We start from the raw sequence: 14631 nt of genomic DNA, 5'->3' as shown, positions 1-14631 counted from the left end.
CATTATACGGAAAAAAATCTTAAATTTATATAGTTATTGCCTTTTCTATACTACCTTTTTACACCAATTAAAAAGCCTGATGCAATCACATCAGGCTCGCATTAGTGTAAACTTAAATATCAACAATCGAACAATAAAAATTAAACACTTAAACCCTGAAATTTAGTGAAATAATCAGGAAAAGTTTTTGAGGTACATTTCGGATCATTAATTGTCACTGGAGTATCGCTTAATGCCACCAGCGAAAAGCACATTGCCATTCGGTGATCGTCGTAAGTATCAATTTGTGCGTGGTTCAATGTGGTTGGCGGTGTAATAGTAATATAATCACTGCCCTCTTCAACCATTGCGCCGACTTTACGTAATTCAGTCGCCATAGCAGCTAAGCGATCAGTTTCTTTAACCCGCCAGTTGTAAACGTTGCGAATTGACGTTGTACCTTTGGCGAATAATGCTGTCGTTGCAATTGTCATTGCTGCATCAGGAATGTGATTAAAGTCCATATCAACCGCGGTTAATTCACCACAACGTGCGATAACATAATCATCACCCCACTCGATATCAGCCCCCATTGCAGCCAACGCATCTGCAAATTGAATATCACCTTGGATACTATTTTTACCAATACCGGTGACTTTAACTGCACCACCTTTAATCGCAGCAGCAGCTAAGAAGTACGACGCAGAAGAAGCATCGCCTTCAACTAATAAGTCACCAGGAGAAACATAGCTTTGATTACCTCTAACAACGAACTGTTGGTAATTATGATTATCAACTTCAACCCCAAACTGGGCCATAATATGTAGAGTAATATCAATGTAAGGCTTTGATACCAAATCGCCTTTTATGCTAATTACAGTATCAGCTTGCGCTAACGGTGCTGCCATTAAGAAAGCAGTTAAAAACTGACTTGATATAGAGCCATCTATTTCAACCTCACCACCTTGTAAACCAGTACCTATAATTTTCAAGGGTGGGTAATTTTCATTTTCAAGATAGTTAATCTCTGCACCTGCACTACGCAGCGCATCAACAAGGTGGCCGATTGGACGCTCTTTCATGCGTGGCTCACCAGTTAGTATATATTCACCAGATCCTAAGCATAATGCAGCGGCTAATGGACGCATAGCTGTGCCTGCATTACCTAAATACAATTCAAGCGGCTTAGTTGCGCAAAAGTCCTGACCTAGACCGTCGACTTCACATTCTGTTTTATCAGCTGATAAACGATAATTAACCCCAAGTTGCTTTAATCCATTAAGCATATGACGAATATCATCGCTATCTAATAAGTTCGTTAGGCGTGTCGTTCCTTTCGCTAATGCCGCTAATAATAAAGCACGATTTGACACACTCTTAGAACCTGGCAGGTTCACTTCACCGTTAACTTTGGCAATCGGCGCTAGGGTTAAACTTTCCATTGATTATTCTTCCAATCCTAATTTTTCTTATCTAGCAGAGTACCCAATAATGTCGCAGTTATCTAGCGTCAGTTTTTTTAGTATTTGATAACTAGGTTTAATATTGTTCCACCATCGACACTATAATTACGGTAAGGTAGTAAAATATAACAACGGTGAATATTGGAGTAAAAATGAGTGCCGTAACACCGATGGTTGGAATTGGAATTATTATTGTTAACCAGCAAGGACAAATATTAATCGGCAAACGTAAAAATAGTCATGCCCCGTATTACTCGATTCCTGGCGGCCATATGGAATTAGGTGAAACATTTAGCCAATGCGCCACTCGTGAAGTAGAGGAAGAAACAGGGCTGATTATTTACGAGCCGCAAGTGATCGCGGTAACCAATAATCTCGCTACCTATCATGAATCCGGTAAGCATTATATTAGTGTCGCTTTACTAGCAACCGACTTCAGTGGTGAGTTAACCCTAAAAGAGCCTGATAAATGTGAGGGATGGTTATGGGTTGATCCGACTCAAGTGCCTTCACCACAATTTGATGCTAGTGAGCAATCGATTCAATGTTATTTAGAACAACGATTTTGTATTAATGAATAGTCACTATAAATAAAACCGCTCCCTTAAAATGCAAAAAGCGCCTCAGTACTAGGCGCTTTTGTAGCAATGATTACGGTTTAGTTAGTCGTCTTCACGCTCGATTTCACGCGCAACGTTGTTACCGTTAATGATCACACCTTCAACTTCAACCAGCTGATTATCAATATTATACTCATTTAAACCATCATCAAACTCAGTATGAGTATCAATATGGATCAGATTTCCATTTACCGTAAAGGTCCCTTTATCACCAATACTTGATGCAATACCTTTGTATTCAAATTCACGTAAATCAGAAACGTTACTATCATCACTGTCTAACTCGATCTCTTGAGCAACGCCATTTAACGCTTCAACTTCAATAAATGAGCCTATTGCAAGTCTGCTTTTATCTACATATTGATCGTTATATTCAATTTTTGTTTGATGATTAACGGTAAATTGATTTCGAGCATTAAGGGTAAACTTGGTTTTATCTGAATTTATATCAGTAATAATACCCTCAATTTCAACTTCTTGTCCTTCAGCATCATCACTGTCAATCTCAACTTCATCAGCCATAAAAACGCCATCTAACATTTCACCGCTAACTTCAACCCATTGTTTATCAGCATCAATTAAACATTGAATACCTTTTCGATCATCACCACATTCAATTTCTCCAAAATTAGCAGCCTTAGTAAAATTAACTAACGTGCTAGCACCAATTTTAAATGTTGACGATTCTAAATTGAAATTAGTTAAACGCCCTTCAAGCTCATAACGATTACCAAAATCATCTTTTTCAATTTTAATTACAGATAAAACTTTATAACCAAGACCTAATTCTGTCACAACAGGTAATGACGACACCATCACCCATTCACCAACTAACTCTGGATTTACTTTATAATTTAACGTAACACCATTTACGACAAATGTATTAGCTGTGATATCACTAGCTATACCAACCATTGTCGGTTCTATACTCACCGTTACATTTGACTTAGTTAATGCAGTTAATTCAACCATCATCTGAGGCTGTAATAGTGCAATACCATCTGCTAACGGTTTATTTGCGTATTCAACATCATTAACTTGGTATGGTATTCCATTGACTGTTATTTCATTATTAACAGGGTCAATACGGTCAATCGTACCCATTACCAACTGAGGCTTTGTCTCAATAGGTGGTTGAGGTGCAGTACTATCATCACCGCCACCCCCGCCACAACCAGTAAGAACGAGACCAATCAATGTAGCTAATGTGATTTTCTTCATGAATACAAACCTTTTTAATACACAAATTATGAATATTGTTTTATTGGCGCGTATACTACTGCCCCAAACGTGAAGTATTCGTGAAGAGCGAAATAGAAAAGATGAAAATTCTTATTGTTGATGATAATCATCAGATTGTTGAAACGATTGCTGATTACTTAGAGCTAGAAGGTATAACTGCTGATTGTGCTTATCATGGCCAAGCAGCACTCACTTTTATTGAAAATAACCATTATGACGTTATCATCATGGATATCATGATGCCTAAAATAGATGGTATTGCTGCAGTTCAAAAAATCCGTAATGATCTTTATTGTGGTACTCCAATTTTGTTCTTAACCGCTAAAGATACTCTTGAAGACAAAGTTGCTGCATTTAAGGCCGGTGGTGATGATTACTTATTAAAACCGTTTGCAATGGAAGAGCTATGCTTACGCTTATATGCTTTAGCGAATAGAGGCCCAAGACAAGATATTGGCCTATTAAAATTCGCTGATATCATAATGAATAACCGCAGTGATGAAGTCAGTCGCAATGGGAAAATCATCAAGTTAAGTCGTATTCAATTTAAAATACTCAAAGTATTACTGCATCATGCCCCCAACATTGTTAGTCGTCAGCAAGTAATAGATGCTGTTTGGGGCGAGGAGTCCCCATCTAGTGATGCCCTGCGCAGCCATATCTATGGGTTACGAAATGCGATTGATAAAGATTTTGCCGCTTCACGATTAGAGACGATTCATGGACAAGGTTACCGCATCAAAGAAGCATAATTTTCCCAGTATTTACCGTAAAGTCGGTTTAAGCTTTGGATTAATGACATTTGGCATGTTTGTTCTATTCTGGGTTGTTATTTATATCGCAGAAAACCAATTAGAAGTGATTAGCCTTCATCATTGGTTAGACAAAGAATCAAGCCAATATGTTATCGACTATAAAGAAATGGGTGATAACGCTCCTCTGCCTAATAACAGTGAGTTTAAAAGTTACTGGAGTGAAAAATCATTACCAAATTGGCTAAAAAAATATAATCAACCCGGTTTTTTTGAGCATCTTCGCGGCACTGAGGATAAACATTTTTTAGTGTTTGATCATCCATCAGGAAGAGGGTTAATGTATGTCATCTATCAAGATGATGCTGATGATTACCTTGATGATTATGAAGATAGTCTTCACTATTTCACGTTTATTTTTGGGTTATTACTATCGCTAATTATGGGTGGGTATAGCTTTTATTTTGTACGTTCTTTATCGCAACCATTAGCGAAAATAGATCAGAAAATTCGACAAATGCCACCGGATCAAGCCTCTTTTGAGGTTGAAACACAATACAGTGAAACACGTGAAATCGAACAAGCATTACTTGATAGTAAAAATAATATAGCTAGATTTTTTCAACGTGAAAAAGAATTTAGCCGTTTTGCATCCCACGAACTACGTACACCAATCATGATTATTCAAGGCTCGGCAGATTTACTGAATAAAATCCCCAATCAGCCAAATGTCGCTAAAAAAGCCATTAATCGATTACAGCAAGCTAGTGATGATATGCGGATCCTAACTGAAACTTTTCTATTATTAGGTAAAGAATCGATTGAAAACCATCATTTTTGCCAATGTAATCTAGCCGATCAGCTTCATCAGCAATTAGTGATCATGGAACCTTTATTTGCTAAACAAGATGCAAGCTACTATCTTGAAATTAATCATGCCGCAACAATTAATGCGCCACTCAGTTTTATTACTATTATTATTAACAATCTAATCAAAAATGCATTTAGCTACAGTATTGGAGATATAGAAATAAAATTGACCCATAATCACTTAACGATCATCAATCGCCATGATGGTAATGAGATTTATAACCAAGGTTATGGGTGTGGATTAGTTATTGTGCAACGTATTTGTGAGCGTATGCAATGGCCATTCACTATTAGTGATAATGAGGTTACTTTTACCGCTGAGGTTACTTTTTTATATCCACAATCATAAGTTAAGGAATAATGGATGCCTACTTATATCAAATGGTTTTATTGTATCTGTTGCTTTAGTTTACTAACTGGCTGTACAACTGGTAAGCCTAATAACGTTGAACCTATTATACATTTTGATGTAAATCGCTATTTAGGCCAATGGTACGAAATAGCAAGATTAGATCATAGCTTTGAACGCGGTTTAGATCAGGTAACGGCCACTTATAGTTTAAATCCAGACAAGAGTATTAAAGTGATTAATCGTGGCTTTAATATTACCGACCAGCAATGGCAGCAAGCACAGGGCAAAGCAAAATTTGTCGAACAGCCCAATATTGGCCATCTAAAGGTGTCCTTCTTTGGGCCCTTTTATGGCAGCTATATTATCTTTGCGCTTGAAAAGGATTATTCTGCAGCATTAGTGAGCAGCTATAATTATGACTATTTATGGATTTTAGCGCGCGACAAAACCCTCTCACCAAAGGTACTTAATAAATATCTTACCCTCGCTCAACAAGTGGGGTTTGATACCAAAAAATTAATTTACCCTCAACAATAATGCCATTACTTTTTATTCGTTCAATAACAGCTTAGTGAGCAATATAAGCTGTTATTGTTCTAACTAAAAATATGTAAACCTTGTGATAATGAAACCACAGCAGATAAAGAACATAATACTAATACACCGTATTGCATCATCTGCTTTTTAATTTTATGTCGAACACGATACGCAATAATACTCGCAATAATAGGTGCAGGTAACAGCCAAACGATACTGGCAAAATCAGCCATCGTAAACCGTCCAGAATAATGCAATGCAATCAATGAAATAATACTGGTTAAACAGAAAAAAGCTGCTAAATTAGCCCGAATAGCTTCTGGCTCTTCATTCTGCATCAATAAAGCAACGGGTGGACCGCCAATACCGGTTGCTGTACCGGTTACACCTGAAATTAAACCGCCAATAAACAAATTAACTGAGGTTGGCGCTAAACGTAATTTTGCTAAACTTAATATTACAGCCGCTAACACTGTGACTCCCAGCATGATTTCTAATTGATCAGTAGTAATCACCATTAGAACATAAGCAGCAATAAGTGTTCCCGGTAATCTCCCTAGAAAAGCAAAAATTAAAAACCGCAGCGATAAGGCATGCCGATACTGGTACCACACAATTGCAGACATAAACATGCCGATAACAACAATTGCACTCGGCATTAACCGTGGCTCAAGCAAAAGAATAAATGGCCCGGCAACAACTCCCATACCAAATCCAAGCGTACTTTGGATAAAACATCCACCAATAAAAACCAATAAACAAACAAAAAAGATAAGTGGATCCATAACATTCTTATATCGTGAAAGAGTGTTAGTGATCCTACTCTTTATTTCCACCCATAAAGTAAAAACGATACTAAACAAATGAAATATTATATTTCAAAAATCACACAGAAATATCATCGCTATATTGCGTAGTTGCAACTGTTTTCGCCCACATTAACGCATCATTAAGTGGCATCGGCTTAGCAAAATAAAAACCTTGGCAGATATCAATACCGCACTGTTGCACAAATTGCTTTTCAGCTTGATTTTCAACACCTTCTGCAACCAAAACACAACCTGTCACTTCACTAATTTTGGCTAATAATTGATATAAATTTTTCTCTCGTTCATTGTCAATATTAAATAATAATGAACGATCTAACTTAACTTTATCAAAGTTAAACTTGAGTAAATGTGGAAAAGAAGCATAGCCTGAACCAAAATCATCAATAGCAATTGTTATACCTAACGCTTGCAATACCGCTATATTTTCAGAAACTTGTTTATCATTATCAATGATAGCTTCTTCTGTGATCTCTATTTCTAAATGTAATGGTGAAATATTATAAAAGCTTAAACGTTCAACAATATATGCGACCACATGTTTATCTGAAATCGTTTCCGTTGATATATTAATAGCGACTTTACAATTGGGTGTTAATAACATTTTTTGCATATCAACCAACACTAAATCAATCACCATTTGATCAAGCTGTTTCATCGCACCTAATTGCTGAAAATCTTGAATAAATAATGGCGGCAATAGTTTTCCATCAGGACCTTTATAACGTATCAGTGATTCAAAGGATAAACCAAGCTTATTCTTCAAATGAATTTGTGGTTGATAATGCATTACAAATTCACCGTGACTCAACATTCGACTTACACGACGACTAATATCATGCTTACTTACATAGCTACTCATTGCTTGGGTAACATCACCTAAAAATGATTTTAATGTGCTACGGCCTAGTTCATGTTGTCGACTTATTGCCATATTATTACTTTCGCTTCGGCCGACGAAATGAAGGTAAAATGGTCGATAAATAGCAATACCAATAATAACTACCACCAGCTGTAATACCACACCAGAAAAACTATGCTGGGTAGCAATATAGCCACTAATAAATGGAGGCGTCATCCAATCAACAATAGTACTCACTGGATTTACCAATCCAATCGTCATTGCACTATACACAACCACAAAACTCACTAACGGTACCACCACAAAAGGTACAATTAATATAGGATTAAAAATAATAGGTAAACCAAATAGCAATAGTTCATTTATATTAAAAATAACTAGCGGCAATGCTGATAACGCTAATGTAATATGCCGTCTTTCTTTTGAAAATAATAACACGCAAAGTAATAAGCTTATGGTATTCCCTGAACCACCCATCGATAAAAAAGCATCATAAAAACCCTGCCCAAGAATATTTAAAGCAGCGTCTCCAGCTTGCCAATCTACAATATTTTGCTGAGTATTTTCAAATAATTGCTGTTTTGCTCTAAATAGAAAATTATGCCCATTTATACCAATAGCCCCTAATAACCCTAAAAAAAATTGATAGGCTAAACCACCATAAAATGTCAATGGATTAAGGGATATATCATGTCGAACTTCTTTACTTAAGTCGATAATAATAGTGGTGAATTTAGCCAAACAAACAGTTAACAGAAGAAAACAAAAAAAGTGTAATACATGTTTATAAAGCGTACTTACAAAGTCAATTCGAGACGGGTCTAATGGAAAAAGACGAAAAGAAATACAGCAGATTGCAGAGATCATCGCTGCTAGTAAGGCAATCAACGGATTATTAGGTAATCCCGTCTGTGCTGATACTAATGCATTAGGCACTGATACTGCAATGAAGAGTAATAGTGAATATGGTACAACCACCATTGCATTTACGCCATGTTTTGTAGCGATATAGTAACTAGTAATTAAACATAATGCTATCGGATAGATACCAATTAATAAATTAGATAAATAAAAGAAGATATTGGCTAAATCACTAAATTGAATCCAATTAAAAGCATGACCAACAAATAACGTAATTGCATTACAAATAATTAGAGGCAGTAATAATAAAAATACCACCGAAATATCACGAACATATTCGTTATAGTATGATTTTAATACTGAGCACTTACGCATAAATTCACATAACAATAGAAATAGATTCTAGATTATATATAGCAAATAGTAATGCTCAATCAAAAACATTGTAACTAGATATTATTCATATACTTTTTTATAAAAAAATACACACTCGTAGTGTGTATTTTTATTAATGAAAATGAAAACCTTTCTGGTATTAGGCGTTATTTTTTTCAAACATTAGCATAAAGTCTACTAACGCTTGTACACCTTCAAGTGGCATCGCATTATAAATAGAGGCACGCATACCACCCACAACACGATGTCCTTTCAATGCTTTTAACCCTGCTTTTTCTGCTTGATCTAAAAATACATTATCAAGTTCAGGGTTTTTCAATTGGAATGGTACATTCATCACTGAACGGTTATCTGCGTGGACGTCATTAATGTAAAAATCAGAATGATCGATAAAATCATACAATAATTTTGCTTTTGCTAAATTACGCTGCTCCATTGCAGCAACACCACCAACCCTTTTAAGCCATTTAAACACTTCCCCAGCTAAATACCATGCAAAGGTAGGTGGAGTATTAAACATCGATTCTTTATCAACTAAGACGGTATAATCTAGAATACTTGGTAATATTGATTTTGCTTTACCTAGTAAGTCATCACGCACAATAACAATCGTTAATCCCGCTGGGCCAATATTTTTTTGAGCACCCGCATAAATTACGCCATATTTAGACACATCAATTTGACGCGATAAAATAGTTGAAGACATATCAGCGACAATAGGTTTATCGGTAATAGGTAAGTCACGGATTTCAATGCCATCAATGGTTTCATTAGGACAAAAATGCACAAAAGCCGCATTGTCTGAAAGCGCCCACTCACTAGCAGGTAAAATAGCCTTTTTACCGTCTTTAATGCACGTAATATCAATACTGTTTGGTTGACAATATTTCGATGCTTCTTCAATAGCACTATGAGCCCAAAAACCGCCATCCATATAATCAGCAGTTACAGCATCCCCCAATAAATTGAGCGGAACAGCAGCAAACTGGCCTCGCGCACCGCCATGACAGAACAACACATGGTAATTAGCGGGTATATTTAGTAAATCACGTAAATCTTGTTCTGACTGAGCGGCAACCGCAAGAAATTCTTTACTACGATGGCTTATTTCCATAACGGAAGTGCCTAAACCCTGCCAATCAATTAATTCTTGCTGGGCTTGAGCCATCACGTCAGCGGGGATCATTGCCGGACCGGCACAAAAGTTATAAACCTTATCCATAATGTTGTACTTGCTCCTGCTCGAGTTACAAAATAAAAAATGACTACTTCATAAAGCTAATAGCACCATAAATGATACTGCTTTTAGCATTACAAAACAGACATTAACAATAAATCTCAACATTGTGATAGAGATCATTTATTTATTTTTACACCTTTATTGCACAACTTTAAAGGTTTAATTAAAGATTCCTTAGCTTACAAATATTAAGATAAAAAAAACGCAGCTCAATGGCTGCGTTTTATTTAGAATAAAGCACTATCAGGCTTATTCTTGCTCAGTTGAATCACCTGATTCTGCATCTGCTGCTGGTTGTTCTGTATTTTCAACAGTTTCACCATCAACTAATTCTGCATCTTCAAATAATTCTACTTCAGCAGGCTCATCAATACGTTGTAGGCCAACAACTTTTTCGTCTTCAGCAGTACGAATAAGTGTCACACCTTGAGTATTACGACCAACACGACTAACTTCAGCAACACGAGTACGAACCAGTGTGCCACCGTTAGTGATCATCATAAACTCATCGCCCTCTTCAGCTTGAACAGCACCAACTACGCTACCGTTACGCTCAGAGACTTTAATTGATACCACACCTTGCGTTGCACGGCTCTTCGCCGGGTACTCTGCAAGTTCAGTACGCTTACCGTAACCATTTTCAGTAACTGTAAGAATATCGCCTTCATTGTGTGGAACAATTAACGAAACAACTTTATCGCCTTCAGCAAGTTTGATACCACGAACACCAGCTGCTGTACGACCCATGCCACGAACACCGCCTTTCGCGTTGCCTTCAGCATCAATCACAGGGCTTTCGTAGAAACGTACTACTTTACCAAATGCTGAGAACAGCATGATATCGCAATCGCCGTCAGTTACGTCAACACCGATCAATGAATCGCCTTCACGTAGGTTAACCGCAATAATACCGGCACTACGAGGACGACTAAAGTCAGTTAATGGTGTTTTCTTAACAGTACCATCAGCTGTTGCCATGAAGACAAACTTATCTTCAGTGTATTCACGTACAGGAAGAATAGCGGTAATACGCTCATTTTCTTCAAGCGGTAGAATATTCACAATTGGCTTACCACGTGCAGTACGGCTTGCTAATGGTAATTGGTATACCTTCAGCCAGTACATACGACCGCGGCTAGAGAAACATAGAATCGTGTCATGGGTATTAGCAACCAACAAGCGTTCAATGAAGTCTTCTTCCTTCATGCGCGTTGCTGCTTTACCTTTACCGCCACGACGTTGTGCTTCGTAGTCGCTCAGAACTTGGTACTTAACATAACCTTCGTGAGAAAGCGTAACAACAACGTCTTCTTTAGTGATCAGATCTTCTAAATCGATGTCATTACTTGCTGCTGTGATTTCAGTACGACGTTCATCGTTAAACTGTTCTTTCACTAGCTCTAATTCTTCACGGATCACTTCCATCAAACGCTCAGAGCTTGATAGAATGAACATTAGTTCAGCGATTTCTTCAAGAAGTTGTTTATATTCTTCAAGAATTTTGCCGTGCTCAAGACCAGTCAACTTATGTAAGCGCAGGTCAAGAATAGCTTGCGCTTGTTGCTCAGTTAAATAGTATTGATTATCACGAATACCAAACTGCTCTTCTAGCCAATCTGGACGCGCAGCATCAGTACCAGCACGCTCAAGCATTGCTGCAACGTTACCTAACTGCCAACCACGAGCAACTAAAGCTGCTTTAGCTTCTGCTGGTGTATTTGTTTGGCGAATTAATTCAATGATTTCATCAATATTCGCTAGTGCAAGAGCAAGGCCTTCAAGAATATGAGCACGATCACGCGCTTTGCGCAATTCGTAAATAGTACGACGTGTCACCACTTCACGGCGGTGATTAACGAAGCACTTAATCATTTCTTTTAGGTTAAAGATCTTAGGTTGGCCATTATCAAGCGCAACCATGTTGATACCAAATGTGGTTTGTAATTGAGTTTGAGCATAAAGATTGTTTAAAACAACTTCACCAACCGCATCACGCTTACATTCAATAACAATACGCATGCCGTCTTTATCCGACTCATCGCGTAGTGCACTAATACCTTCAACTTTCTTATCTTTAACAAGCTCGGCAATTTTTTCAATTAAGCGCGCTTTGTTAACTTGGTATGGAATCTCATGAACAATAATGGTTTCGCGACCATTCTTTTCAGTTTCGATTTCAGCTTTGGCACGCATGTAAACTTTACCGCGACCAGTATGATAAGCGTCAACGATACCTTTACGGCCATTGATCATTGCAGCTGTTGGGAAGTCAGGGCCTGGAATATATTCCATTAGCTGATCAATAGTGATGCTCTCATCATTGATATACGCTAAACAGCCGTTAATCACTTCGCCAAGGTTATGGGGTGGTATATTCGTTGCCATACCAACCGCAATACCAGAAGAACCGTTCACTAATAAGTTAGGGATCTTTGTTGGTAAAACTGCTGGTATTTGCTCGGTTCCATCATAGTTAGGAACGTAATCAACCGTTTCTTTGTCTAAGTCAGCCAATAATTCATGGGCAATTTTAGACATACGGACTTCGGTATAACGCATCGCAGCGGCAGAGTCGCCATCGATTGAACCGAAGTTACCTTGACCATCTACGAGCATGTAGCGCAGTGAGAACGGTTGTGCCATACGTACAATAGTATCGTATACAGCACTATCACCATGTGGGTGATACTTACCGATAACATCACCTACCACACGGGCAGATTTCTTATATGCTTTATTCCAGTCATTGCCTAGCACATTCATCGCGAATAAAACGCGGCGGTGCACAGGCTTAAGGCCATCACGCACATCAGGAAGAGCACGACCAACGATAACTGACATCGCATAGTCGAGATAAGAGCTTTTCAGCTCCTCTTCAATATTTATGGGCGTGATCTCTTTTGCAAGATCGCTCATGGAGCCAATATCCCTCAGGTAATTTCTGTCGTATTTTTATACGTGCAAGGTGCAATAATATAGCATATTTCAGCCTAAATAGACCACCTTTCACGACTTATGTTATGAGTAATTTAGCGGAATTTAAAGAAAACAGAAACAAACATCGTCACATCTGTGGATTAACCGCACTCCACTGTTTATTTATTGCTCATTATACTGACCACCTAAACTACTCTCTTTAACCTACAGAGTGTGTAACCATTTGTAAAAATAAGATGTAACACAGTTTTATAGGTGGAATGGCTTAAAATTAACAAAATAAAATCAAAAATGCGACATTTGACCATTTATCAATCATCATAATTGAACACACTATATAAACTATTTGCTATTGCGGTAACGGACATATTTCACAATAGCGAATACATTGATGTTTAAAATAACCTCAGTGTTAAATTAAACATTCCGAGCTTGTTAATGCATAAACTTACTGAGGATAAAGTAATGGGTGCAGCTATTAACACGATTGGTCTATCAATCATTATTGGTAAATATATCTTAATGCTCATTCTTGCTATTACCACTTTGTTTGGTGGTATGTTCACACCAGAACTTATTCCAACCGCAATAAATAGTTTTAATGAGTAATACTTCATTTCGCCAAGTAGCACAATTGTACTTGGCGACCATATGCTTTTGTTATTATCAATATCCTTTTTATCAATCAGCGTTTATCACAGTTATCCTTTGCAACTAGCGCTTTATTTCGCATAATAGTGAGCATCAATTAAGGAAAATGGCCCCACAAACATGACCAAATCACGCAATGTTGACCTTGCAGAAATCGAAAAATTTGAACAAATAGCCTCACATTGGTGGGATCTAGAAGGCGAATTTAAACCACTTCATCAAATTAATCCGTTACGCTTAAATTACATCATTGATAATGCTAATGGCTTATTTGACAAAAAAGTACTTGATGTTGGTTGTGGTGGTGGCATTTTAGCCGAAAGTATGGCAATTGAAGGGGCGCATGTTACAGGCCTTGATATGGGAAAAGAGCCGCTAATGGTGGCAAAATTACATGCTTTAGAGACCGGTACTAAACTTGATTATGTTCAATCTACAGCAGAAGAACATGCAGAACATCACTATCAAACTTACGATGTCGTCACATGTATGGAAATGCTAGAGCATGTTCCTGATCCTGCATCAGTGATTGCTGCATGTGCCAAAATGGTTAAACCTGGCGGTCATGTTTTCTTCTCAACATTGAATCGTAATATTAAATCGTATTTATTTGCCATCGTTGGTGCTGAATATGTCATGAAGTTAGTCCCCAAAGGAACACATGACCATCAAAAATTCATTCGTCCATCCGAATTAATGGCCATGATTGATCGCACACCGCTACAAGATCGTCACATTATTGGACTTCACTACAATCCGCTCACCAACAGCTATAGTCTGGGTAATAACGTTGATGTGAATTATATCGTTCATACCATCAAGCCATTGTAGTCAACCTAAAACGAATATTAAAGGAGATGACGTTATCTCCTTTAGCTACATACTGCTAACAAACTCAATTCTATTTCACATTTTTAAATCAAAAAAAACCAATAAGATCAAGGGCTATTAACACTTTCTTTAGTTAAAAAACCACCATTTACTTAGCTCAAATTCGCGACAAAAAAGCAATAAAAATAAATTTTATTTATCTAAAAAAATA

Annotated in this window: 12 protein-coding genes; 6 read left to right on the top strand and 6 right to left on the bottom strand. The window is 37.4% G+C overall.

Going from position 1 to position 14631, the window contains the following annotated elements; translation table 11 throughout:
• Positions 1 to 140: 140 nt before the first annotated feature.
• Entirely contained in the window at positions 141 to 1421 is a 1281-nt protein-coding gene (aroA, locus tag PAND9192_RS01895; RefSeq protein ID WP_087852315.1) for a 3-phosphoshikimate 1-carboxyvinyltransferase, read from the bottom strand.
• A gap of 173 nt (positions 1422 to 1594) precedes the next feature.
• Between aroA and PAND9192_RS01890 the strand changes: the two genes are divergently transcribed.
• Entirely contained in the window at positions 1595 to 2023 is a 429-nt protein-coding gene (locus PAND9192_RS01890) for a nucleotide triphosphate diphosphatase NUDT15 (protein ID WP_087852314.1), read from the top strand.
• 81 nt (positions 2024 to 2104) lie between these two features.
• On the opposite strand, the gene PAND9192_RS01885 is transcribed toward PAND9192_RS01890, so the two are convergent.
• Positions 2105 to 3283 carry a DUF5666 domain-containing protein gene (locus PAND9192_RS01885; RefSeq protein WP_087852313.1) on the bottom strand — a complete coding sequence of 393 codons (1179 nt, stop codon included), beginning with the start codon at positions 3281 to 3283 and terminating at the stop codon, positions 2105 to 2107.
• Positions 3284 to 3384: 101 nt separating this feature from the next.
• Between PAND9192_RS01885 and PAND9192_RS01880 the strand changes: the two genes are divergently transcribed.
• Genes PAND9192_RS01880 through PAND9192_RS01870 form a run of 3 tightly spaced genes read left to right on the top strand, consistent with a single transcriptional unit; the run spans position 3385 to position 5815 of the window.
• Positions 3385 to 4056, top strand: coding sequence for a response regulator transcription factor (locus tag PAND9192_RS01880; protein ID WP_087852312.1), 672 nt, complete (start codon positions 3385 to 3387; stop codon positions 4054 to 4056).
• Positions 4025 to 5275, top strand: a complete 1251-nt coding sequence (locus PAND9192_RS01875) for a sensor histidine kinase (RefSeq protein WP_087852311.1) — start codon at positions 4025 to 4027, stop codon at positions 5273 to 5275. The genes PAND9192_RS01880 and PAND9192_RS01875 overlap by 32 nt, the downstream gene beginning before the upstream one ends.
• A 15-nt stretch (positions 5276 to 5290) precedes the next feature.
• Positions 5291 to 5815 carry a lipocalin family protein gene (locus tag PAND9192_RS01870; protein ID WP_087852310.1) on the top strand — a complete coding sequence of 175 codons (525 nt, stop codon included), beginning with the start codon at positions 5291 to 5293 and terminating at the stop codon, positions 5813 to 5815.
• Positions 5816 to 5874: 59 nt separating this feature from the next.
• Here the strand turns inward: PAND9192_RS01870 and PAND9192_RS01865 are convergent, their stop codons facing one another.
• From PAND9192_RS01865 to gyrA, 4 genes are all read right to left on the bottom strand, one after another.
• The gene (locus PAND9192_RS01865) at positions 5875 to 6600 is read right to left on the bottom strand and encodes a sulfite exporter TauE/SafE family protein (RefSeq protein WP_087852309.1); all 726 of its coding nucleotides are present in this window, start codon (positions 6598 to 6600) and stop codon (positions 5875 to 5877) included.
• A gap of 100 nt (positions 6601 to 6700) precedes the next feature.
• Positions 6701 to 8740 carry an EAL domain-containing protein gene (locus PAND9192_RS01860; protein WP_087852308.1) on the bottom strand — a complete coding sequence of 680 codons (2040 nt, stop codon included), beginning with the start codon at positions 8738 to 8740 and terminating at the stop codon, positions 6701 to 6703.
• Between the two features lie 160 nt (positions 8741 to 8900).
• Positions 8901 to 9983: a 3-phosphoserine/phosphohydroxythreonine transaminase gene (gene serC / locus PAND9192_RS01855; RefSeq protein WP_087852307.1), complete on the bottom strand. Its 1083-nt coding sequence runs from the start codon at positions 9981 to 9983 to the stop codon at positions 8901 to 8903.
• A gap of 267 nt (positions 9984 to 10250) precedes the next feature.
• Complete coding sequence (gene gyrA, locus PAND9192_RS01850) at positions 10251 to 12917, bottom strand: DNA topoisomerase (ATP-hydrolyzing) subunit A (RefSeq protein WP_087852306.1); 2667 nt, start codon at positions 12915 to 12917, stop codon at positions 10251 to 10253.
• Between the two features lie 459 nt (positions 12918 to 13376).
• Between gyrA and PAND9192_RS20615 the strand changes: the two genes are divergently transcribed.
• Both PAND9192_RS20615 and ubiG read left to right on the top strand, forming a co-directional pair.
• A complete protein-coding gene (locus PAND9192_RS20615) occupies positions 13377 to 13547 on the top strand; it encodes a hypothetical protein (protein WP_159458194.1) in 171 nt (56 codons plus the stop codon).
• Between the two features lie 162 nt (positions 13548 to 13709).
• Positions 13710 to 14420: a bifunctional 2-polyprenyl-6-hydroxyphenol methylase/3-demethylubiquinol 3-O-methyltransferase UbiG gene (gene ubiG, locus PAND9192_RS01845; RefSeq protein ID WP_087852305.1), complete on the top strand. Its 711-nt coding sequence runs from the start codon at positions 13710 to 13712 to the stop codon at positions 14418 to 14420.
• The last annotated feature ends 211 nt before the right edge of the window (positions 14421 to 14631 follow it).

This window comes from Photobacterium andalusiense (assembly GCF_900185625.1).
Classification (GTDB): Bacteria; Pseudomonadota; Gammaproteobacteria; order Enterobacterales; family Vibrionaceae; genus Photobacterium; species Photobacterium aquimaris.
Note: the sequence above shows the minus strand (reverse complement) of the source record. Positions and strands in the feature narration are given on the sequence as shown.

Coding starts and splice junctions, on each gene's coding strand:
- PAND9192_RS01860 (WP_087852308.1), bottom strand. CDS start 8,740: ATGCGTAAGTGCTCAGTATTAAAATCATACTATAACGAATATGTTCGT.
- aroA (WP_087852315.1), bottom strand. CDS start 1,421: ATGGAAAGTTTAACCCTAGCGCCGATTGCCAAAGTTAACGGTGAAGTG.
- PAND9192_RS01865 (WP_087852309.1), bottom strand. CDS start 6,600: ATGGATCCACTTATCTTTTTTGTTTGTTTATTGGTTTTTATTGGTGGA.
- ubiG (WP_087852305.1), top strand. CDS start 13,710: ATGACCAAATCACGCAATGTTGACCTTGCAGAAATCGAAAAATTTGAA.
- PAND9192_RS01890 (WP_087852314.1), top strand. CDS start 1,595: ATGAGTGCCGTAACACCGATGGTTGGAATTGGAATTATTATTGTTAAC.
- serC (WP_087852307.1), bottom strand. CDS start 9,983: ATGGATAAGGTTTATAACTTTTGTGCCGGTCCGGCAATGATCCCCGCT.
- PAND9192_RS20615 (WP_159458194.1), top strand. CDS start 13,377: ATGCATAAACTTACTGAGGATAAAGTAATGGGTGCAGCTATTAACACG.
- PAND9192_RS01880 (WP_087852312.1), top strand. CDS start 3,385: ATGAAAATTCTTATTGTTGATGATAATCATCAGATTGTTGAAACGATT.
- PAND9192_RS01875 (WP_087852311.1), top strand. CDS start 4,025: ATGGACAAGGTTACCGCATCAAAGAAGCATAATTTTCCCAGTATTTAC.
- PAND9192_RS01870 (WP_087852310.1), top strand. CDS start 5,291: ATGCCTACTTATATCAAATGGTTTTATTGTATCTGTTGCTTTAGTTTA.
- PAND9192_RS01885 (WP_087852313.1), bottom strand. CDS start 3,283: ATGAAGAAAATCACATTAGCTACATTGATTGGTCTCGTTCTTACTGGT.
- gyrA (WP_087852306.1), bottom strand. CDS start 12,917: ATGAGCGATCTTGCAAAAGAGATCACGCCCATAAATATTGAAGAGGAG.